Here is a 19,376-nt window from a genome sequence, read left to right on the forward strand (position 1 = left end):
ACATAATCGGCTCTCGTTAAGCTTGCTCGCGTATCCGATCGCCTTTCGCTGCCCTTCCACCAGCAGCGCATATCGCCTCCATTGCGTTCTTTTATGTCTTTTTTTGAGCTTAGTCGGCATGAAGGCATCACGCCAGTACGGCGGCCGCTCAGGCCAGTATTAACGCACGCCCAGCTTGTTCAGGACCGCGGCCACAGCGAGATTCAGCCTGTGGTGGAGAGAAACCGTGTGCCGGGAACTTGAGAAAGCCTGCCGGGAGGTCGACTGCCCTTTGACACTGCAACTCCAAGCCGGCTTTGACCACAGCTATTATTTCATAAGCACTTTCATGCGCGATCATCTGACGTATTACGCCAGTGCACTCGGCGGCGTAGGAGCGGCAGCATGGGGTCCACTTTAGAGCTTGGTTGAATGGCAACGCTCTCGAAGTGAGTGAGCACGGCGGGTACACCAGCGCGCAGTAAACCGCTCGTATATCTTGAAAATTGCGCTATTTTTACAGGATGTAACCTACAATTCAGTTCTATAGGGCCATGAGTGGGTAAAACAGGCGTTGCCGTTCGGTGGCGCCTGCAATTCCGGCAAAAGCCGAGCAGGAGCGCAGTTATGAAACGTTGGATAAAACCGGCCTTCATCAATCGTCGCCTTGGCTTCGAAATCAATCTCTACATCAACAGCCGCTGAGTCTCACGCCAGGCCCGGCACACTGAGTACCGAGCCTGGTGTGTGAGCGCACCACTCTCGGTAATGGAGCTTCTGGTACTCGGCTCGGGGGCAGGCGGGGGATTTCCCCAGTGGAATTGTAATTGCCCCAACTGCGCCGGCCTGCGCGCGGGGCGGATACGGGCGTATTCACGCACCCAATCTTCGATTTGCATTACGGCGGACGGTCGTAACTGGGTGCTCGTCAACGCCTCGCCCGATCTTCGCCAGCAGCTTACGCGCACACCGCTCCTACAGCCGGCCCGGGCGAGCCGGGATACCGGCATTCAGGCGGTGATACTGATCGACAGCCAGCTCGATCATACGAGCGGACTGCTGACCCTGCGTGAGGGGAAGCGGCTGCCGCTTTATACCACGGCGGCGGTCTACCAGGACCTGACCGGCGCTTTTCCACTCGTTCGCGTACTTGAGCATTACTGTGGCAGCAGTTGGCACGAGATCCCGCTGCATGGCCGAGGCTTCACCGTGGCCGAAATCCCGGGGCTCGAGTTTCAGGCCATTCCATTGGCAAGCAAGGCCCCACCTTACTGCCCGCAGCACAGCACCCCACGTCCAGGCGAGACCATCGGCCTATTGGTGCGTGATCCGGTCACGGGCGGGACGATTTTCTACGCCCCCGGAATCGGCCGCATCGAACCCCGCCTGGTCAGCACGCTGGCGCAGGCCGATTGCGTGCTGCTCGACGGCACGTTCTGGAGCGAGGATGAAATGCAGCGCCTTGGGGTGGGGAAAAAGCGCGCGGCTGACATGGGGCATTTGCCGCTGAATGGGCCAGGCGGTTTGCTCGAGCTGCTGCGCGGGCTCAAAGTAAAACGCAAGATATTGATTCATATAAATAATACCAACCCTATTCTGGACGATGACTCCCCCGAGCGCCAGCAGCTAGCCCGGGAAGGCATCGAGCTCGCATGGGATGGCATGCACTTACGACTGTAGCCGGGGGAGGTCGGCACCATGGGCGTAGCGTCACAAAGCGCAGCGGGCCGGACGGGCTTCGAAGCGAGACTGCGCGCTCTGGGCAAGTATTACCATAGCCACCACCCTTATCAAATGATGATGAATCGCGGCGAACTCTCGCGACACCAACTCCAGGGTTGGGTTGCCAACCGCTATTATTACCAAATCAGCATCCCACTGAAAGACGCGGCACTGATCTCCCAATGTCCGGATCGGGCCGTGCGGCGGCACTGGCTGCACAGGCTCCTCGATCAGGACGGCCGCACGGGCAGCGAAGGGGGGATCGAAGCATGGATCAACCTCGGCGAGGCCGTCGGCCTGAGCCGGACAGAGCTGATCTCCGAGCGTCAGGTTTTGCCTGGTGTTCGATTCGCGGTGGACGCCTATGTAAATTTGGTGCGCTGGGGGTCTTGGCAGGACGGGGTGTGCGCCTCGCTCACCGAGCTGTTCGCGCCGGGCATCCATCGCGAACGTCTGAACAGCTGGCCGACTCACTATCCCTGGGTCGATCCCGCCGGCTTAGCCTATTTTCGCAGCCGCCTCGAAGTAGCCCGGCAAGACGGGCGGCACGGACTCGCTTTGGTACTCGATCATTGCGACACCCCGGCAAGCCAGGATCGCGCGGTGCGCATCGTCAAGTTCAAACTCGAAGTTCTCTGGGCCATGCTCGATGCGATGTACCTGGCCTATGTGGTAGGCATGCCGCCGTTTTTTAACGTCGCGGGCGACTGACATGGCCGCATTGACCACGCAGACGATTGTACGACTCACTCCGACTTACCGATTGCAGTGGGAGCCGGTGCAGAATGCCTATGTGCTGCTCTACCCTGAAGGCATGGTTACGCTTAACGCCACGGCAGGAGAAATCCTAACCCGCTGCGACGGCATGCATCGCGTAGCCGAGATCATCGCCGATCTGCAGCGCCTCTACCCGGAGACCGATGCCGCGACCCATCTGAGCGCGGATGTGCTGGAATTCATGGAGATCGCCCGTAATGAAGGCTGGCTTCGCACCGTTTAGGGTTTCTCCACCGCTGTGGCTGCTCGCAGAGCTCACCTACGCGTGCCCGCTGCAATGCCCCTACTGCAGCAACCCACTGGCATTTGCGCGCCATCGCGCAGAGCTCGACACGGCGAACTGGCTGCGCGTACTGCGTGAGGCGCGCGCCCTCGGTGCCTGCCAGCTTGGCTTCTCCGGTGGAGAACCGTTAACGCGCAGCGATCTGGAAGTGCTGATCGCCGAGGCACGCCGACTCGGTTATTACAGCAACCTCATCACCTCCGGTATTGGCATGGATGCCCGACGTGTCGCCGCATTACGCAATGCCGGCCTCGATCACATCCAGATCAGTTTTCAGGCGAGCGAGCCGGTTCTCAACGACTACCTCGCCGGCACGCAGGCTTTCGCGCATAAGCTCGAGATGGCGCGACAGGTGAAGGCAAACGGCTTCCCGATGGTGCTCTGTTTCGTCATTCACCGTCACAACATCGAGCAAATCGAGCTCTTCTGCGAGCTGGCGAGCCGTCTCGGCGCTGATTACGTAGAGCTTGCAAACACACAATACCATGGCTGGGCGTGGCTCAATCGCCAGGCGCTGCTGCCCAGCCGTGCGCAGGTCGAGCAGGCCGAGGCAACCGCCCATCGTTGCCAGCAGCGCTATGCCAGCAGTATGAAGATCCTCTACGTCGTTGCGGACTACTTCGAGCAACGCCCCAAGGCCTGTGTCAATGGCTGGGGTAGTGTCTTTCTCGACATCGCTCCGGACGGCACGGCCCTACCCTGCCATTCGGCGGGCGAACTGCCTGGCCTGAGCTTCCCCAATGTGCGCAACGCCAGCCTTGCCGAAATCTGGCGGGACTCCGCTGCTTTCAACCGCTTTCGCGGCTTCGATTGGATGCGCGAGCCTTGCCTTAGCTGCCCGGAGAAGCACAAGGATTTTGGCGGCTGCCGCTGTCAGGCCTATCTATTCACCGGCGATCCGAGCAATGCCGATCCGGTGTGCGCGAAATCGCCGGAACATCAACGGGTGGTCGCACTCGCCAATGCCGCCGGAAATACTCCGGCCCGACCGATACGCTTTCGCAACAGCTGCAATTCTCGCATTTACCACGGCATCCCTAAGTGATCGGCTAGCGAGCGCAACCCCCACTGAATAGAACGCCTAACAGCGCAACAGGCGCTGGGGATGTTCGATCAGCCCGGCCTTGCTATTATGGAGTGCTACGGCTCGCCCTAAACATAGAAAACAGGTGGGTAGTGTCGCCTTGGCAATTCTCTACGGGTACGTTCGCTCGGCTGTGTCTGGGAACTGCCATTGGCCCGGCATTAAGCCCCGCCGTAAGATGCGAGGACACACGCAGGAAAGGGAATCCGAGCCCTCGTCGCCCGAAGGACCGTCAGACGGGAGAATAATAACATCAACGCACAATCGCTCGTGGCTGTACTCAATACCGCCCTTGACCGGGTGGGTCGTTCCGGATGCGGTGATGCGGCCAGCCTAGTGCTTCCATCGCGACATTCGGCCCTGGTACAACACCGCCGTGCCACTCTGATTATTTCACGCGTGCGCATCGTGGCGGGTCTGTTCGCCCTCCTTACTCCCTGGTGGATACTTGTTGATTACTATGCTTTCAGCTGGCCGTTGTGGGGTATCTTGACCGGCAGCCGTGTTTTGGCAAGCCTTGCCTTCGGGATACTGGCATGCTCCTTCGCTCGCTCGGATGCTATGCCCGATGCCTACCATGCACTCAGCCTACTGTTAGCCATCCCCACCCTTTTCTATCTATTTTCACATCCATTGATGAGTGCGTTCAACATGGACGCGTTCGCCTCGATGCTGGCTGTGGGCTATGCGTTCTTACCCTTCGTCATGGTAGCGGGTCTGGCGATGTTCCCGATCACGGCGCTGGAAGGTCTGTTATTCGCATTGCCCTCGGGCCTAGCGGTGCTGTTGGTCGCCTTCATGCAGCTCGATGTTAGCGGCTGGGCCGAATACGCCGGCTCAATGTGGTTGCTGCTATTAATCAGCATGGTAGCCACCCTTGCCGGAATAATGCAGCTCCATTTCATGATGGTACTGGTGGTGCAGGCCTCCCACGACACTCTCACCAAGGGGTTTACCCGCCGAACCGGCGAGGAGCTGCTTGGCCTGCTGTATCGTCAAGCCGAGCGCCAGAAAACACCGCTGGCATTGGCATTCATGGACTTGGATAATTTCAAGTCGATCAATGACACTTACGGTCACGATGAGGGGGACAATGCCCTTCGGCAGGCGGCTAAGCGTATCCAGGAGGGGGTGCGCCGCGGCGACATTCTGGTGCGTTGGGGCGGCGAGGAGTTTCTGGTGATCATGCCCAACACGGACATCGCCGGTGCCCGCATCGCCATCGACCGGCTGCACGCGACAGGCTTTGGATATCGCCCCAATGGGTCCCTCCTGACTGCCAGTATAGGCGTAGCCGAACGCCTAGCGGATGATACCGCCAGTTGGATGCGGCTGGTGGAGCTTGCAGATCAACGCATGTACCGGGCCAAACAGCACGGTAAAAATCGGGCCGTACTCACAGATGGACAGGAAGTCGCCGCTTGACGGCTGCTCCCAACATCTTCCCTCATCCTGAATCTTGCAAAATAACGGCCCCATCCTCGACCAATCCGGCCGATCATACGCACTGGTTGCCCTGTTTACGTTCCCTGGCTTGCGACCAAAAACCCCACAATCAGCCGATCGCATTCATTACGACGCCTATTGACCAAAAGCATCGAAAATCGCTGTTGAATTACTTTCTAGCAACTGTTATTGTGCAGTGCAACAAGTCCGGATAGGCTGGACCTCCCCCCGACAAACGCAAGGAGAGGGCAATGAGCACCAACACTCCCGACCAATTCAACGAACAGTTCGAGCGGCTGCTGATAGGCCCCACCCGTGCCTTCATGGGGCTCGGCGTGGAGCATCTAGAGAAACTGATCAGCGTCCAGCTGGAGGCGACGAAAGCGTATACGGAGCTCAGTCTACAGCAGGTGCGGGCAGCGCTCGAGATCCGCGAACCAAAGGATTTTGAAAACTACGTCCAGGGTCAACAGGAAGCTGTCAAAACCCTTGGGGAACGGGTAAAGGGTGATGCCGAGATGGTGGTCGCACTGAACCGGGAGTTCGCCGAGAAGGCACAGCGGCTGGCCCAAGAGAGCGCCAACGGCCTTAGCAAGACCGCTTAGCAATAAGCTTTTCTAGTTTTCTAGCAAGGGCTAGGCGAAGCCGCCGGATCATTTCTCCAGCCGGCGGCTTCGCGCGCTCGACCACCTTACGACATACCCGGATTCCGCCTGAGCCGATCGGTTAGCGCCGATCATCGGCTCCGATGGGTGTCCAGCCAGCGTGTTCAGCACGCCACCACTGAAATGCCTGCCCAAACCCCCGCACGTAGCGGCCTTCCAGCGGCACCAGCCGAAATAACCGAAAATCGGAGAGTTGGCTGAGCTGGCCCACGACAGCACCGAAACACCGCTGCATGGCGACGAGCTGAGCTCGCCACTGCGGAGTATCGCGGGCGATTGGCTCGGCCTCGCAGCGATAAGTCAGACGACGACGCGCGAAGATCTGCCGCGCCGAACCCTCGGGCTCGATAAACAATAGACTCGCCTTGCGATCCACCTCTAAATTGCGGGTATGACGGGCCAGCTGGCTGACGAGAATATAAAAAGTATCCCGCTCGTCACAAACGTAGGGCGCATAGCTGGCTTCCGGATACCCGGCTGAGCCGACCGTAGCCAGAATCACGCTGCGCTGTGATTCCCGTAGTGCGGTCAGCTCGCCCACAATCTCATCAGATGCCCACTCAGGCCATTTGTTCATGGTTTGGTTCCGATCCGGATCAGGAGAGCAAGCTCATCCTCGGGCAACCACTAACCGGAACCGGCTGAGTTACCCCCGCTCGCGACCTATACCCCGCTAACTGCCAGCATAGAGACGCTTGCCCGAGCAAGGGAGCTAAACAGTGGATGACCCAGCTGCGTTGATTGATCCAGAGCACTTGCTGCCCGCGCCCCTCCTGCTGCAACTGACCAAAGCAAGCAACCACGACGCCGGTTGGGCCTTCGGACAATTAGCCGGAGCTTACTTCACTCGCCAGCAAGGTGCAGCGCAGCAACCCGCCCATACAGGCCATGGATCGATCGATGGCGCACAAAGTATCGCGATCGATTTGCTGACAGACAACCCCTCCGGGCAACCCATCTAACTCCATCTCAACTAAGCAGCGCTTTTCAATACTGCCGCAGCCAAGCATCACATCGGTAAGCGAAACCATGACCTTGCGCACGCGGGCCTTCCACTCGCCGATGCAGGCCAACACCTTGCGCCGAATGTAGCGATACAAGTGCCGGTTCAAGCAAAAGCGCTCAACATGTATCTCAATCCGCATCTTCGTAAAGACCTCCCTGTTAATGATCCCCACGCTCAGTAGACACCATTGCTTACATATAGACCATCCTGCAGCCGAAAAATTGCTTTGAGCATATTTTTATGCTGGTTCACATTACACAGGTACCTCACTCGACCGGGTAGTGCAACACTATTAAGCTGGACCGACCGGGCTTCGACCCACTAAGGATATACCAGTGACGCAAGATCTCTTCATAGGTCGTCAACCTATCGTCGATATAAACTTACAGGTGGTCGGCTACGAGCTTTTGTTTCGTTCCGGCATGGACGATCATGCGCAGATCGAGGATGCGGATCTGGCCAGCGCTCAGCTGATCGTGAATAGCTACATGGAGATGGGCCTGGAGCGGATCGTCGGCAGTCAGCGTGCCTTCATCAACCTCACTCGACCGTTTCTTACCGGCGATATCCCGCTCCCCATGAGCCCTGAACAGGTGGCTCTCGAAGTAGCGCAGGACATCGGCGTCGACGCTCGACTGGTAGCGGGCCTGAAGCGCTATCGCCATGCTGGCTATCGTCTCGTATTGGACGGACTTACCTGTTCGCCCGAACACGCTCCCCTCATCGAACTGGTCGATTACGTCAAACTGGATGTGCTCGCGCTTTCCCGCGAGCGGATCGCCCAGAATCTGCGTTGGCTGCACGCCCAGGGCATTACCGTGATCGCGGCTCGGGTGGAAACGCCGGAGATGTATGAGTATTGCCGAGAACTTGGCTGCGCGGCCTTTCAGGGATTCTTCTTTTGCCGACCCAAGGTCGTGTGGGGCCAAGGCCTGCCCGGCGTACATGCAACCGTTGTGGCGTTGCTCGGGCGGCTTATGGATCCTGCAGCTTCGCTGGAAGAACTCGAGCGCATCATCGTCCAGGACGCAACCTTCTCCTATCGCCTGCTGCGCTACGTCAACTGTGCCAGCTTCGCCCTGCGACGAGAAATCACCTCTTTACGTGAGGCCATCATACTGCTCGGCTCACGCACGATTCGTAACTGGGCCTCATTGATGGCGCTCTCCCGCCTAGAGTCGTCGCGGCCGAAGGAATTGCTGCGCATGGTGCTCGTACGCGCACGAATGGCAGAACTATTAGCGCGCCGACTCGGACTCGCCACCCCTGAGCAAGCATTCACTGTCGGGCTGTTTTCCGCTTTGGATGCGATCATGGAGCAACCCATGGAAGAATTGCTCGACAGTATCCCCCTGAGTGCCGAGATTAAGCTGGCGCTGCTTGGACACGAAGGTACGCTGGGGAATCTGCTGGAATGCGTACTCGGCTATGAACGCGCCCACTGGCACAGTTTGGAAAGCCGAGCCATCGACGTCGAGCTGCACACGCAGGCCTATCTGGAGGCGGTGCGCTGGGCCGATGAGAGCAATGAGCTGCTCGCCTCCCTCAACGAGCACTGACCTTGCATCCGCACCGCTCAACACCGCGGAGCGGGCGAGCGCGCTTACGAGCAAAGGCAACTCTATCGGGCAATTAATCGCAGAAACGCATGCATTCTCGTTGCAGCCACCATGCAAATAAATTTGGATGCCATTTATTTTTTATAATAAAATCAATTTCTTGAGCAAAAAACCGACTCAATACTACACGCTCGGCACGGCGCACAAGCTTGCCGTGGACTACATTCTCCAATGCCGGAGCGTCGCTACCGCGAGTTCACCGCGTTGATCACCCGCCTGCACCCGGAATTCACCGCCCGGGCGGAGTCGGCAGAAGATGGCTCGGCCGTCACCGACGGCGCCCTGGCAGAGACACCGCCTGCCGGATCGCATCCGCGACCCATGCTCTGATCTGTTTCTGGCCCTAGCGCTACCGCGCCTACACCCGCTCCGGAAGTGCAAGCACACTGCCGGAGCGGGGTGTAGGCGCATCCCGCACCAAATTCAGCAGCCATACCGTGCGCATCGCCGGCCGCCCCTACAAGGGTGCAAACCGGCCGGCGCACAGCTCTATTTATTCCAGGACCTGAGAATGCCAGCTCCCAAACAGACCGCCTAGACCTATTAGGTCATTATTCTGCATTTATCGAGCTTCGGTCTGCATTTGTGAAGCTTCGGTATAATTTATGGAATAGTCTATGGGCTCTGCATCCTTGAATCCGACGCGTGTAAACACGATGTAGAATGCGGCGATGTTCATCAGCGCCCAGACGACAAAGCCTCCGGTATAACCGCCCAAAGACGTACTGATGGCCATGACAGCCGTCATGGTGGCCCCGCAGGCTGCGCCGGCGGCCTTGGCCAGCCCACTGACCGTGCCGACCTGCCGGAAGTAGACCGGAATCAGCTTGATCACCCCTGCCGCGGCAGCGCCAGAGATTAGCGCATGCGCATAAATGGCGAACAGCTCAATCTTTAGTGACATCTGCATGGCGACAAGCAGGGTCAGAAGGGCCATAACGCAGAACATCGGCATCAGAACGCTCATGGTATCGTAACGGTCGGCCAACCAGCCGCCCAGCGGCCGGGTAATGGCGACGCAGACCACCATCAGCGGGGTGTACACCATGGACGCGTGGCTGGGATCTACATGCCACTGGGTAGCCAGATAGGTCGGCATAAACGATGCGAAGAAGACGAGGGTACCGAATGCCACCCAGTAAAGGTAAGCAACCAGCCATACCACCACGCCCGAACGATACACGCCGATGATGTCACGCATCTTAAGGCCTTTCTGCACGCGATACGGCGAATCGGTCGTAAAGAGCCAATAGAGCAGCGCCATCACCAGCGCAGCCGTGGCGAAAATCGGGAATATCAGGCGCCAGCCGTCCGGGCCCGAGGCGTTATCAACCACGAAAGTGACGGTCATCAAGCCGACGATGATTCCGAGATTGCCCAGAGCAAAAATGCCAAGGGCTGTGCCCTGCTTCGATCGGGGGTACCAGTTCGATACATGAGCATTGCCGACCACGAAACTCGCCCCCCCGAGCCCCAGCAACAAACCCACAGCCAAAAAGCCGAGGTAACTATCGGCGAAGTATCCGTAAGCCAGGGGAATAACGAGGGTCAGAAGCAAAATCGCAAAAACCCTCCGGCCGCCATATTTGTCCGTCCAGATGCCAAGCGGGATGCTGATAGCAGCCGCGAACAAGGGCTCCATCGCAGCCAGGATGAGCACCTGAGTGGAGCTGAAATCGTACCACTCGATCAAAAAGGGGGCGAGCGCCGAAAACATTCCCCAAATCGCAAAACCGAGCGAAAACCCAAGGAAAGCCAGTAACATAACCCTGGAGTTACCCGGCGCCTCGCCCTTAAAATCATCCGCGACAGATGGATTTCCCACGACTTCCTCCTATAAAAGATATATTTACTTGCCAAGTATTTTAATTACCGGCTCACCACACTTGCATTCGAGGTCAGATCACGAATCATGAATAGTTCTTGATGACTCCAGATTGATACTGATGGCACCCCTTTAGGAAGCCCGGCTCAAATCACATTACGCCAATTTGAAAATTATGGGAGCACATACATAACGCCCTATTCTTCTCGGCTACGAATGCTGAACTCCATGTTTTTTGCTGCTTGAGCGCGGAAGCAGTGATGCAGGATTGTCACGCAATTGGTCAGAATGATGCCCAAGAATTGATTGTTCGACCCGAGAAGAACTTCATTTATACTGTTTTTCGCTGTTGAGCTTGTCACGCTGAAGCATCCGCATGGCCGGGCAGTGACTGAACTGCTCATAGGAGCACGCTAGTGTCCTGTTCCATTCTTGACGGAACCCAGTGTGGTTGAGTCATTCCAATGCATTATCTTCTGTGGCATTGAATCAAGCGCATGCGAGTTGCTCCGCCAATCGTGTTGACCGACAAAGAGCAGACCGAACTGACCCGGCTGTCGTGTTCGCGGCGTACCAGCGTGCGCTTGGCGCTGCGCGCCAGAATTGTCCTGCTGGTGGCGCGGGGTCTGCCAACAAGGAGATCGCCGCACAGCAGGGCATCGTCCAGGGGCAAGTGGCGCGAGCGCTACCGGCAAGCAGGGACCGCCAGCATAGAGCGCGACTTGCCGTGCGGCGCACCGGCGGTGAAGGTGGCTGTGGCGCGGCTGGTGGAGCTGACGAAACAGAGTAAACCCAAGGCTGCCACGCATTGCTGGAGCACCCGCAAGATGGCGGCTGAGTTGGGTGTCGATCCCAGCGCGGTGTGGTGACACTGGCAGGCGCGCGGTCTGAAGCCGCACCTCGTGCGCGGCTTCAAGATCTCGTGCGATCCGAAGTTTGCCGAGATGCTCGAAGACATCGCGGGGCTGTACATGACGCCCCGTGAGCACGCGCTGGTGCTCTGTTGTGACGAGAAGATCCGGGTACAGGCACTGCACCGGACGCCACCCGGCCTGCTGCTGAAGAAGGACCGCGCACAGACGATGACACACCATTACAAGCGCCACGGTACAACCACGTTGTTTGCAGCGATGAACGTGCTCGATGGCACGGTCATCGGTCAGTGCCAATCGCGGCACACCCACGCCGAGTGGTTGAAGTTCCGGCGTAGAATCGACCGCGAGACGCCCAAAGACGAGGCCCTGCATCTGATCGCGGACAACTACGCCACGCATAAATATCCGAAGGTGCAACAGTGGCTGGCCAAACACCCACGATTTCACATGCACTTCACGCCCACCTCGGCTTCGTGGCTGAACAGGGTGGAACGATTTTTTCGCGACATCACCACCGCGCGGCTGCGCCGCGGTGCGTTCACCAGCGTGGCCGAACTTGAGGCAGCCATCCATGAATACGTCGCCCATCACAATGCCAAATCCAAACCGCTCATCTGGACCAAGAGCGCGCGCGACATCCTGCAAAAGGTCATTCGGGCCAACTCACGCTTAAGTTCCAAACAGAATGAAATACTACACTAGCATCTGTTATACGGTTATCCGAGCGGTGGCAGTATGGACGAAACCCACGCAACCTTCAAGAAGCGCTCCAGAGCTAATTTATTCTGCACAGACAGGCCATTCCTACAGGCCATTCCTAGCAAAGAGTTAAGGCCAATTGCTGGATTGCAGGCGGCTACAAAGACCGCATGACACAACCCTTTCCAGTCGTCGCATCCATCTTATCCGATTTCATCGTCCGCCCGGTCGAACGCCATGAGGAGTCTCGCTATCAGGCTCAGATGGCGGCGCATCATTACCTCGGCGCATTGCCCAAGATCGGCGAGACGCTGTGGTACGTCGCGACCTGGCGCGGGCGGTGGCTGGCCCAGATCGGTCTATCGGCGGCCGCGCTCAAGTGTGGCGTGCGAGATGACTGGATCGGCTGGGGTTTTCGCACCCAGCTCGACCGGCTCAAGCTCATCGCCAACAACACTCGCTGCCTGATTCTTCCTGAAGGCCACTATCCGAACCTCGGCTCACGCGTGCTCGCTCTTGTGGCCCGCCGCACGGCCGCGGATTGGCCGCAGCGCTTCGGGCATCGGCTGTTGTTGTTGGAGACTTTTGTCGATCCCTGTCGTTTCCACGGCGGCGTCTAGCGCGCCGCGAACTGGCTCGAATTGGGCCTGACCCGCGGCTTTCGCCGCATCCGAGGTGGCTACAGCAACACCCCCGAGCGCCCCAAGCGGGTGTTTGTCTATCCGCTACAGCGCAACGTTGCGAGGCTGTTGAACCATCCCGATCGCGCAGCCCCTGGTCTATTCGGAGACCCTCGTATGGCACTTTCCGCCGCACAAATGCGCGCGTTGCCCCAGTATTTTACCGATCTACCCGATCCACGCCGCGCCCAAGGCCGGCGCCATCGCCTGCCTGTGGTGCCGGCACTCACCGCCGGCGCCTCCCTGTGCGGTATGCAGAGCTACAAGGCGATGGCCGAATGGGCGAGTTCATTGGGTCAAGCGGCCCGCCAGCGTTTCGGTTGCCGGCGCGGCAATGGGCATTACCTCGTACCCAGCCTGTATGTGATCCGCGATTGCTTGGTGCGCCTCGGCCCAGAGGCTCTGGATCGTCGTGGATCTGTGGCTGATTGAGGCGCTCGAAGGCTCAGCGCACTGAGGGTGGCATTGTGGCTGATACGTTGGACGTCGAGGAGACGTCGGTTGGCTTGGAAGCCGACCTCCTGGAGTGCAGGAAGGTTGTTGAGCCGTCTGCCGATGTTGAACTCGTAGGTGTCCGTTGATGGTGGTCTCGGTGCGCAGCGCCCGGCCCTCCTTATGGTACTGCTTGATGCGACTGTGCTTATAGTCGAGGTGCAGGGAGGGCACCACACCGTCGGTGATCACGCGCGAGCGAAAACGCCCCGGGGTGCGCCGGGTGATGCGCCGATCGAAGATCAGCTGCACTTGATCGGGGCGTCCGAGGTCGATGTTCTCGCGGATGACCTGCTCGAAGAACACCCGCCCGGCGCGCGTGTACTTCGAGCCCGCTCAATGGAAGGCGCTGCGGGTGCGCACTGGGCATAACCCCAACCCGCGCGCCGAGGACGAGCCGAGTCTGCGCGAGGCCATGCGCCTGGTCGCCGCCCTCGGGGGCTTCCTCGGGCGCAAGTGTGATGGCGAGCCCGGCACGCAGACCCTGTGGCACGGCTTGCAACGCCTCGACGACATCACCGTCATGTATCGGGTATTGACCAAGGCCCTGCGAGCCAACCGCGACCCACCTTGATGTCAGCCAACTTATGGGTAAAGGTCAGGTCGATTTGAGGCGAAGCCCCGTTAGATTTGACATTAACTCAGGCCGGCCTTATATCTAATCCTGCACTGGTTCTGACCTGAAACCCTTTACCTCGGGGAGGCAATTAACGGATGACGTTTATGGTCTAAAAAGCTTACTATCACGGTCTATGCAATATAGGAGAGGTATGAAATGGTCACTATAAGAAGAGTACTTTGCCCGGTTGATTACTCTGAGTGTTCTTCGGAAGCTATGAAGTATGCCGCACATATCGCAGCCAGGGAGGGAGCCAAGCTGTATCCTATACATGTCGTTGATATCCGTAATTTCGGCCATGAGACCCCTCTAGGATTTGAAGTGCCCAAACCGACGCCGGAGACAATAGAGCGCATACGAAAAGAGCTCCAAGAGGATTTGGCCTACGAAAGGGACGGAAAGAAGGTCGAAGTAGAGGCAATCGTTGTAATGGGTAAACCCATCGAGGAAATTCTGAAGGCAGCCAAGGAAAAAGCGGTGGAAATGATAGTAATGGGCACCCACGGTAGGACGGGTCTTCAACATGTGATTATCGGCAGTGTGGCAGAAAACGTGGTGAGGAAGGCCACTTGCCCTGTACTTACTGTGCGGAGTCCATGAGGGACGATCTGGTTAGACAAGTATCGTATTATATATTAAAAGATTTCGTAGGGCATTTTTCAAGGTTTTGATAAATGCAAACTTAACCCAATTAAGATTAATACCAAAAGTTATAATTTTAAGATAAAACAAGATCAAGACATGGCTCATTTTCAAAAATAAGGGCACCTTATCAATCAAGTCCCGTCTGATTCTTTAGTTTTCTGACGAACAACTCTGGGTGCTCAGTGCGCCAAGAGTGTAATGCCTGCAACGGCAGGCTGGTGTTGCAGTGCGCGTTGCGGCAAGTGCTCATTGTAGAGCTTCACATGGCGCTCGATGGTTGTTTGCAAATCCTCGCCTGAGCGAAAGTGCGTAGTAGCAAGGACGTCGCTGATACGCCCGTTGAAGCGCTCCACCATGCCATTGGTCTGTGGATGGCGGGGCTTGATCAGACGGTGCTCAATGTCGAGCTTCGCGCACTAGCGATCAAAGACATGCTCGCCCGTGGGCTTTCTATCCTGGGCCGTGAAGCGATCGGTGAACTGGCTACCGTTGTCGGTTAGCAGTTTCTCGATCCTCATTGGCGCCGCGGTGTGCAGACGGCGCAGGAAGTCGGTGCTGCTCGTCTGGCTCTGATTGGCGTAGCTGCACACATACACCCAACGCGTGGCACGGTCGATGGCCACGAACAGGTAGCGTCGGGTAGTCTCAAAGGTGCCGGTAGAGTTGTCGCATCACGGGCCACGCACGCAGGCCAGACCCGCTGTCCAATAGAATCACACGGAACCGGACAGTTTTTTACCCACAACTCGGCTCTTGCATGGCACGTGTAGCCCCGAGCGTGAGCACAAAATCGCGACCGCGTTGCAGCCCGATCCATATTGTCTGTGGGCCTGGGAAGCCATCCCCTTTGCGGTTCAGCAATCCGCTGAAACCGCCCACCCTGCGCACCCTCTGATCGAGTGGGGGTGGTTATTCGGGCGGCGGTTTGCATTTGGCGACGATGTAGATGGTTTGCCACTCCTTCTCGGCAAAGACCACATCACATGGCATTTCCGGGCATTCGCGGCCCAGCAGGGTCAGATACAGCACCCGCCAGGCGATGATCATGTAGAAGGCCAGTGTCGGCTCCAGACGCTCGAGCTTCTCGAGCTGCAATTCCTCAACCTTGCAGCCCGATTTCAGGATGCGAAAATAAATCTCCGCTTGCCTGCGACAAAGCTAGCATTGCAGCAGTTCGCCGGCCTGCTCGGCCGTGTCCACCGGTAAACTGCTCAGTAACAGCCACTCGATGGGCTCAGCTCCGGCGGGCGGATCCAGCTCTTGCGCCAGCAACGCGCTCATTTCGACATCGGGTGGTTGGTGGTCGCTGCGAAACGGCGCCTTGAGCGTAACCCGTACCGAGCGCAGGCTCTGGGCGATGCGCCTTACGCTGTCCGCTCTTGAGTATATCGAACTCGATCCGATCGAGCTCGGGGGCCTCATCGAGGGCTTGGCGCAACGTTCTGTCGTCGCTGAGCTTGCGATCGTGCTGGCCACGAGTCAGTCACTCGGCCGCCCTGTTTGCCTCTCGTTCGACGAAGATCTCGTAGATGTCCGCCTCCCGATCGGCGAGATAGATGAGCTGTGTCTCAGGGAGCTCGGCCTGTCGCTCACACACCCGCCGGTAGCCTGCCAGCCAACGCTGGCTCTCCTTCTCTTCGATGGGCCGGCGAGCGTCCTTGGGCGCGCCCAGGCAGCCTGGCTCACGGGTCCAGCTCCAGACATCGATCACTCCCAGACACAGCCGCTCGGGCGTGAGCGCCAGGGTGGGGTGCAGCTACAGTCCCTGGCGGGCCTCGTAGTTCAGCGGCCCGGGCCCTGCATGTCGCCCTTGGTGAAGTAGCCGAGCTCGGTGGTCTCCTGAATGCACCGGCAGGCGAGCACGGTGGCTGCGATCACGCTTGCCGCGTCCGGTGGTCGACCCGAGACACGCCCAGTTGGCGGCCGGATAGCAAGTGTCCCGCAACCGCGGCACCTCGACAAAGCTCTCCAGCAACACCGGGGGAGGCCGTAACGGGCTTGGAAGTCTGCGCCAATGCGACGCGCGACCAACGACAGCACCCGGGAGGCCAAATTGCGCATCTGAACCCAGGGCAAGCTCAGAAAGCGAGTCTTATTGAGCACCACCCAGAGGTGCTGCTCGCGTACCGACACCGACCAACCGATCTACTCATCCCGCATTGCCACCTTCCAGGCGGCCGCACCAAATCCCAGCGCCCCAACAGCACCGTGCCGCAGCAGATCAAATAGCGTATCTGGGCCCAGGGTAAGGGCGTGTAGCCAGCACACCCGCCGTGCCACCTCGGCGCGCAACGGCGGCGAGGCTTGCCGAATCTCCTCACGAATCCGCTCCAAGTCGGCTGGACTCCAGAGCCCTCCCATAAATCCTCAGTCCTTCTGCCTTCTCCATCCCGAATCGCACCCGGTAGCGGTTATCATCGGGTGCATTGCACCAGTTCGCGGCGGCTGCGTTCAACCCAACGGATAAGTTGCGGGTAACGATGTGACCCTTGGTCTATCCGGAGACCCTCGTATGGCACTTTCCGCCACACAAATGCGTTCGTTGCCCCAGTATTTTACCGATCTACCCGATCCACACCGCGCCGAGGGCCGGCGCCATCGCCTGCCTGTGGTGCTGACACTCGCTGCCGGCGCCTCCTTGTGCGGTATGCAGGGCTACAAGTCGATGGCCGAATGGGCGAGTTCATTGGCTCAAGCGGCCCGCCGGCGTTTTGGTTGCCGGCGCGTCAATGGGCATTACCTCGTGCCCAGCCTGTATGTGATCCGCGATTGCTTGGTGCGCCTCGGCCCAGAGGCTCTGGATCGGCGCCTACAAGCCTGGCAGGCCGCTCAGCTCAACTCAGAGGAGGCGCTGGCCATGGATGGCAAAATCATGAAGGGTGGCGTCGATCACACCGGGGCGCAGACCCATATCGTAAGCCTGATCGGGCACGAATCGAAGCACTGCGTCGCCCAAAAAAAGTCGGCACGCTGAAGCGCAATGACACAGACGAGGCCAAGCGCACCAACGAAATCGGCAGGGCCATCCCACTACTCGAGACCTGGGATATCTCAGGGCGCGATAATCACCGCCGATGCCCTGCTTACCCAGCGCGCCCTGGCTGAATAGAGCGTCGCACACGATGCGCATTATCACTTCACGGCCAAAGACAATCAGAAAACCCTGGCCGAGGCTATCCGCCTGCTCTTTGAACGACGGGGCGCGCAGATTACGCTGAACCGGCCGGCCTTGCGCATGGGCGCATGGGCGCATCGAGCAGCGGCGTATCGGGTGTAGCACGGCGCTAAATACTTACCTCGACTTCCCACACGTCGGTCAAGTCGGGTTGATCGAGCGCGAACGCACCGAAAAGAAAACCGCTAAACACAGCTGCGAGACTCTCGGCGGCCTCACCAGCCGAACGCCGCAATAGATGACACCGCAACAAGTACTGGCTATCAATCGGGGCCACTGGTCCATTGCAAGCCTGCACTACATCAGCGACTGGAACTATAACGAGGATCGCGGCCAGATCCGCACCGGCCATGGACCAGCCAACGTGACACGGCTGCGCCGCTTCGCCATCGGCGTGCTCAAGCGCTTCCAAAAACCCGGGCAATACATCCCTGAAATGATGCGCCAACTCGCACCTCGGCCACGCCAAGTGCTCGACTACTTGAGGCTAACCGCTCATTCAGCCGGAGCAGCCACAACTGGGCCATGAGAACAAATTCGTCTTGGAAAGCTGTCTATACACAACACAATGGTACTCTGTGAGTACCATTGTTATACTGTGCACCGCAAATATTAAGGGGCCGTAGCTCAGTTGGGAGAGCGCGACATTCGCATTTGCGAGGTCAGGGACTCGGCTCCACTAGCCCGGAAGTTTCATGAATCCGCGCGATGATTAATGATTGTGCAGCTTGTGGATTCACAGGAGTTTTTGTGAAGAAGCGGCGTATCGGTGACTACGCCCGACTGAGCAAAATCTTCTGTGGATTCAAGGGGCAAGCGAGGGCGTGTGCGATTCATGAAGTTTCCGGGCTAGATGCGTAGATGCGGCGCGACCAATCTAGCTACAAATTCCGGTGCACCCCGGATCAAGCTACACAATACGCCACTCTATCCTGCCCCGGTAGCTCAGTCGGATAGAGCGATCGCCTCCTAAGCGATAGGTCGCAGGTTCGAATCCTGCCCGGGGCACCAATAGGGCCATCATGCCACTGCTCGCCGCGCGAAGACCTGCTCGGTCATCGTTCACTTTGTTCATCCGTATCGAAACGACCTACCTGATACCAGAATAACGGTGGTCGAATTCGCTTCCACGCGGATCCAACCCCCAATACTTGCACCGCCTAGCTGCCCAGACGACGCTTGGAAGCGCTAGAATTCTCCTTGAGATCAGGTAAATTGCCTACGTTTAAAGGAACGAACGAGCGAACCTTTTGTGGCCGTTTCATCCATTCGGTTGCCAACCTACGGGGGTCTCCCGAGCGAAGCACCGATACAGATCAGGAGGGCGAAATGATCATCGCCGGCCAAACCCATATCGGCAGTGTACGGGTACGCAACGAGGATGCCATTGGCTGGGACGAAGCAGCCGGTGTAGCGGTCATCGCCGATGGCATGGGTGGCCATCCCGCAGGCGATGTGGCAAGCCGGCTTGCCGTAGCAACCGTCTTGGAAGCCGCACGTGAGTCGAACTCGAATAACCGTTCATGGCTTGCGCGGGGCGGTGATCCTGCGCAGCTGATCCATAATGTTCATCAGACCATTCTCAGCCAAGCCGAGCACGAGCCACGCTACACCGGGATGGGAACGACATTGGTTCTCGCCGCAGTCGATGAGCGGCGCATCGCCATCGCCCATGTCGTGACTCACGGGCTTATCGCCTACACGAGGGCTGTTTTCTCGGCTCACCGCGACCACAACCTGGCCCAGGAAGCCCTGGACCAGGCGTGGATCACGCCGGAGCAGCCC

Annotated in this window: 25 protein-coding genes, 2 tRNA genes and 3 pseudogenes; 21 read left to right on the forward strand and 9 right to left on the reverse strand. The window is 58.4% G+C overall.

The features are described 5' to 3' along the window. Positions 1-226: 226 nt before the first annotated feature. The 8 genes from NB231_RS18365 to NB231_RS06345 all read left to right on the forward strand — a co-directional run bounded on the left by NB231_RS18365 (position 227) and on the right by NB231_RS06345 (position 5,896). On the forward strand, positions 227-400 hold the full coding sequence (locus tag NB231_RS18365; RefSeq protein ID WP_198007246.1) for a hypothetical protein: 174 nt from the start codon (positions 227-229) through the stop codon (positions 398-400). A 206-nt stretch (positions 401-606) separates the two neighbouring features. Next, positions 607-684: a pyrroloquinoline quinone precursor peptide PqqA gene (pqqA, locus tag NB231_RS20245; protein WP_005000684.1), complete on the forward strand. Its 78-nt coding sequence runs from the start codon at positions 607-609 to the stop codon at positions 682-684. 63 nt (positions 685-747) lie between these two features. Beyond that, a complete protein-coding gene (gene pqqB / locus NB231_RS06320) occupies positions 748-1,659 on the forward strand; it encodes a pyrroloquinoline quinone biosynthesis protein PqqB (RefSeq protein ID WP_040661965.1) in 912 nt (303 codons plus the stop codon). Between the two features lie 18 nt (positions 1,660-1,677). Continuing rightward, positions 1,678-2,412, forward strand: coding sequence for a pyrroloquinoline-quinone synthase PqqC (gene pqqC, locus NB231_RS06325; RefSeq protein ID WP_040661968.1), 735 nt, complete (start codon positions 1,678-1,680; stop codon positions 2,410-2,412). 1 nt (position 2,413) lies between these two features. Next, a complete protein-coding gene (gene pqqD, locus NB231_RS06330) occupies positions 2,414-2,701 on the forward strand; it encodes a pyrroloquinoline quinone biosynthesis peptide chaperone PqqD (protein WP_005000687.1) in 288 nt (95 codons plus the stop codon). Then, positions 2,676-3,806, forward strand: a complete 1,131-nt coding sequence (gene pqqE, locus NB231_RS06335) for a pyrroloquinoline quinone biosynthesis protein PqqE (protein ID WP_005000688.1) — start codon at positions 2,676-2,678, stop codon at positions 3,804-3,806. Before pqqD ends, pqqE begins: the two co-directional genes overlap by 26 nt. A gap of 309 nt (positions 3,807-4,115) precedes the next feature. Further along, positions 4,116-5,270, forward strand: a complete 1,155-nt coding sequence (locus NB231_RS06340) for a GGDEF domain-containing protein (RefSeq protein ID WP_232210399.1) — start codon at positions 4,116-4,118, stop codon at positions 5,268-5,270. 272 nt (positions 5,271-5,542) lie between these two features. Continuing rightward, the gene (locus NB231_RS06345) at positions 5,543-5,896 is read left to right on the forward strand and encodes a phasin family protein (protein ID WP_005000690.1); all 354 of its coding nucleotides are present in this window, start codon (positions 5,543-5,545) and stop codon (positions 5,894-5,896) included. Between the two features lie 121 nt (positions 5,897-6,017). Here the strand turns inward: NB231_RS06345 and NB231_RS06350 are convergent, their stop codons facing one another. Together NB231_RS06350 and NB231_RS06355 are read right to left on the reverse strand one after the other, a co-directional pair. Further along, positions 6,018-6,533 (reverse strand): HugZ family pyridoxamine 5'-phosphate oxidase, encoded by a 516-nt coding sequence (locus tag NB231_RS06350; protein ID WP_005000691.1) that lies wholly within the window; start codon positions 6,531-6,533, stop codon positions 6,018-6,020. Between the two features lie 250 nt (positions 6,534-6,783). Beyond that, positions 6,784-7,101, reverse strand: coding sequence for a hypothetical protein (locus tag NB231_RS06355; protein ID WP_040661972.1), 318 nt, complete (start codon positions 7,099-7,101; stop codon positions 6,784-6,786). A gap of 196 nt (positions 7,102-7,297) precedes the next feature. Between NB231_RS06355 and NB231_RS06360 the strand changes: the two genes are divergently transcribed. Beyond that, the gene (locus NB231_RS06360) at positions 7,298-8,521 is read left to right on the forward strand and encodes an EAL and HDOD domain-containing protein (RefSeq protein ID WP_005000694.1); all 1,224 of its coding nucleotides are present in this window, start codon (positions 7,298-7,300) and stop codon (positions 8,519-8,521) included. Between the two features lie 231 nt (positions 8,522-8,752). After that, a complete protein-coding gene (locus tag NB231_RS18375; protein ID WP_005000696.1) occupies positions 8,753-8,911 on the forward strand; it encodes a hypothetical protein in 159 nt (52 codons plus the stop codon). Between the two features lie 232 nt (positions 8,912-9,143). On the opposite strand, the gene NB231_RS06365 is transcribed toward NB231_RS18375, so the two are convergent. Then, positions 9,144-10,406 carry an MFS transporter gene (locus NB231_RS06365; protein ID WP_198007248.1) on the reverse strand — a complete coding sequence of 421 codons (1,263 nt, stop codon included), beginning with the start codon at positions 10,404-10,406 and terminating at the stop codon, positions 9,144-9,146. 497 nt (positions 10,407-10,903) lie between these two features. Between NB231_RS06365 and NB231_RS06370 the strand changes: the two are divergent. The 6 genes and pseudogenes from NB231_RS06370 to NB231_RS06385 all read left to right on the forward strand — a co-directional run bounded on the left by NB231_RS06370 (position 10,904) and on the right by NB231_RS06385 (position 14,371). Continuing rightward, positions 10,904-11,983: pseudogene (locus tag NB231_RS06370) on the forward strand (IS630 family transposase). Positions 11,984-12,150: 167 nt separating this feature from the next. Further along, the gene (locus NB231_RS06375) at positions 12,151-12,600 is read left to right on the forward strand and encodes a Druantia anti-phage system protein DruA (RefSeq protein WP_005000700.1); all 450 of its coding nucleotides are present in this window, start codon (positions 12,151-12,153) and stop codon (positions 12,598-12,600) included. Positions 12,601-12,621: 21 nt separating this feature from the next. Continuing rightward, positions 12,622-13,092 carry a transposase family protein gene (locus tag NB231_RS16705; protein WP_005000701.1) on the forward strand — a complete coding sequence of 157 codons (471 nt, stop codon included), beginning with the start codon at positions 12,622-12,624 and terminating at the stop codon, positions 13,090-13,092. Between the two features lie 183 nt (positions 13,093-13,275). After that, positions 13,276-13,524, forward strand: coding sequence for a hypothetical protein (locus tag NB231_RS19450; RefSeq protein ID WP_232210545.1), 249 nt, complete (start codon positions 13,276-13,278; stop codon positions 13,522-13,524). Then, complete coding sequence (locus NB231_RS18980; RefSeq protein ID WP_005000704.1) at positions 13,508-13,726, forward strand: IS4 family transposase; 219 nt, start codon at positions 13,508-13,510, stop codon at positions 13,724-13,726. Before NB231_RS19450 ends, NB231_RS18980 begins: the two co-directional genes overlap by 17 nt. Positions 13,727-13,927: 201 nt before the next feature. Beyond that, the gene (locus tag NB231_RS06385) at positions 13,928-14,371 is read left to right on the forward strand and encodes a universal stress protein (RefSeq protein WP_040661975.1); all 444 of its coding nucleotides are present in this window, start codon (positions 13,928-13,930) and stop codon (positions 14,369-14,371) included. Positions 14,372-14,543: 172 nt separating this feature from the next. Here NB231_RS06385 and NB231_RS19455 read toward each other — a convergent pair. The 6 genes and pseudogenes from NB231_RS19455 to NB231_RS19475 all read right to left on the reverse strand — a co-directional run. Beyond that, a pseudogene (locus tag NB231_RS19455) lies at positions 14,544-15,063 on the reverse strand (integrase core domain-containing protein); the annotation flags it as partial. Between the two features lie 88 nt (positions 15,064-15,151). Continuing rightward, positions 15,152-15,463 (reverse strand): annotated as a pseudogene (locus NB231_RS19460) (IS4 family transposase). 111 nt (positions 15,464-15,574) lie between these two features. After that, entirely contained in the window at positions 15,575-15,697 is a 123-nt protein-coding gene (locus tag NB231_RS19995; RefSeq protein ID WP_005000711.1) for a hypothetical protein, read from the reverse strand. Between the two features lie 202 nt (positions 15,698-15,899). Next, on the reverse strand, positions 15,900-16,127 hold the full coding sequence (locus NB231_RS17505) for a hypothetical protein (RefSeq protein ID WP_005000712.1): 228 nt from the start codon (positions 16,125-16,127) through the stop codon (positions 15,900-15,902). Between the two features lie 71 nt (positions 16,128-16,198). Continuing rightward, on the reverse strand, positions 16,199-16,549 hold the full coding sequence (locus tag NB231_RS20140; protein ID WP_156776922.1) for a Druantia anti-phage system protein DruA: 351 nt from the start codon (positions 16,547-16,549) through the stop codon (positions 16,199-16,201). Between the two features lie 12 nt (positions 16,550-16,561). Further along, a complete protein-coding gene (locus NB231_RS19475) occupies positions 16,562-16,777 on the reverse strand; it encodes a hypothetical protein (RefSeq protein ID WP_005000713.1) in 216 nt (71 codons plus the stop codon). 151 nt (positions 16,778-16,928) lie between these two features. Here NB231_RS19475 and NB231_RS06415 point away from each other — a divergent pair, with 151 nt between their 5' ends. The 5 genes from NB231_RS06415 to NB231_RS06435 form a co-directional block, all read left to right on the forward strand. Beyond that, on the forward strand, positions 16,929-17,390 hold the full coding sequence (locus tag NB231_RS06415; protein ID WP_005000714.1) for a transposase family protein: 462 nt from the start codon (positions 16,929-16,931) through the stop codon (positions 17,388-17,390). A 439-nt stretch (positions 17,391-17,829) separates the two neighbouring features. Further along, positions 17,830-18,120: a hypothetical protein gene (locus NB231_RS18395; RefSeq protein WP_156776923.1), complete on the forward strand. Its 291-nt coding sequence runs from the start codon at positions 17,830-17,832 to the stop codon at positions 18,118-18,120. A gap of 87 nt (positions 18,121-18,207) precedes the next feature. Then, positions 18,208-18,270: transfer RNA gene (locus tag NB231_RS06425), tRNA-Ala, on the forward strand. 255 nt (positions 18,271-18,525) lie between these two features. Beyond that, positions 18,526-18,602 (forward strand) — tRNA-Arg (locus NB231_RS06430). Between the two features lie 318 nt (positions 18,603-18,920). Beyond that, the coding region (locus NB231_RS06435; RefSeq protein WP_005000717.1) for a PP2C family protein-serine/threonine phosphatase at positions 18,921-19,376 on the forward strand (456 nt) is incomplete at its 3' end.

The organism is Nitrococcus mobilis Nb-231, from assembly GCF_000153205.1.
Classification (GTDB): domain Bacteria; phylum Pseudomonadota; class Gammaproteobacteria; order Nitrococcales; family Nitrococcaceae; genus Nitrococcus; species Nitrococcus mobilis.

Excerpts from the sequence above, each read along its gene's own strand:
- NB231_RS06415 (WP_005000714.1), top strand. The coding sequence starts at position 16,929 with ATGGCACTTTCCGCCACACAAATGCGTTCGTTGCCCCAGTATTTTACC.
- pqqD (WP_005000687.1), top strand. The coding sequence starts at position 2,414 with ATGGCCGCATTGACCACGCAGACGATTGTACGACTCACTCCGACTTAC.
- NB231_RS19450 (WP_232210545.1), top strand. The coding sequence starts at position 13,276 with ATGGTACTGCTTGATGCGACTGTGCTTATAGTCGAGGTGCAGGGAGGG.
- NB231_RS06355 (WP_040661972.1), bottom strand. The coding sequence starts at position 7,101 with ATGCGGATTGAGATACATGTTGAGCGCTTTTGCTTGAACCGGCACTTG.
- NB231_RS06385 (WP_040661975.1), top strand. The coding sequence starts at position 13,928 with ATGGTCACTATAAGAAGAGTACTTTGCCCGGTTGATTACTCTGAGTGT.
- NB231_RS18395 (WP_156776923.1), top strand. The coding sequence starts at position 17,830 with ATGACACCGCAACAAGTACTGGCTATCAATCGGGGCCACTGGTCCATT.
- pqqE (WP_005000688.1), top strand. The coding sequence starts at position 2,676 with ATGAAGGCTGGCTTCGCACCGTTTAGGGTTTCTCCACCGCTGTGGCTG.
- pqqA (WP_005000684.1), top strand. The coding sequence starts at position 607 with ATGAAACGTTGGATAAAACCGGCCTTCATCAATCGTCGCCTTGGCTTC.
- NB231_RS19475 (WP_005000713.1), bottom strand. The coding sequence starts at position 16,777 with ATGGGAGGGCTCTGGAGTCCAGCCGACTTGGAGCGGATTCGTGAGGAG.
- NB231_RS06350 (WP_005000691.1), bottom strand. The coding sequence starts at position 6,533 with ATGAACAAATGGCCTGAGTGGGCATCTGATGAGATTGTGGGCGAGCTG.
- NB231_RS06345 (WP_005000690.1), top strand. The coding sequence starts at position 5,543 with ATGAGCACCAACACTCCCGACCAATTCAACGAACAGTTCGAGCGGCTG.
- pqqB (WP_040661965.1), top strand. The coding sequence starts at position 748 with ATGGAGCTTCTGGTACTCGGCTCGGGGGCAGGCGGGGGATTTCCCCAG.
- NB231_RS06375 (WP_005000700.1), top strand. The coding sequence starts at position 12,151 with ATGACACAACCCTTTCCAGTCGTCGCATCCATCTTATCCGATTTCATC.
- NB231_RS19995 (WP_005000711.1), bottom strand. The coding sequence starts at position 15,697 with ATGAGCGCGTTGCTGGCGCAAGAGCTGGATCCGCCCGCCGGAGCTGAG.
- NB231_RS18375 (WP_005000696.1), top strand. The coding sequence starts at position 8,753 with ATGCCGGAGCGTCGCTACCGCGAGTTCACCGCGTTGATCACCCGCCTG.
- pqqC (WP_040661968.1), top strand. The coding sequence starts at position 1,678 with ATGGGCGTAGCGTCACAAAGCGCAGCGGGCCGGACGGGCTTCGAAGCG.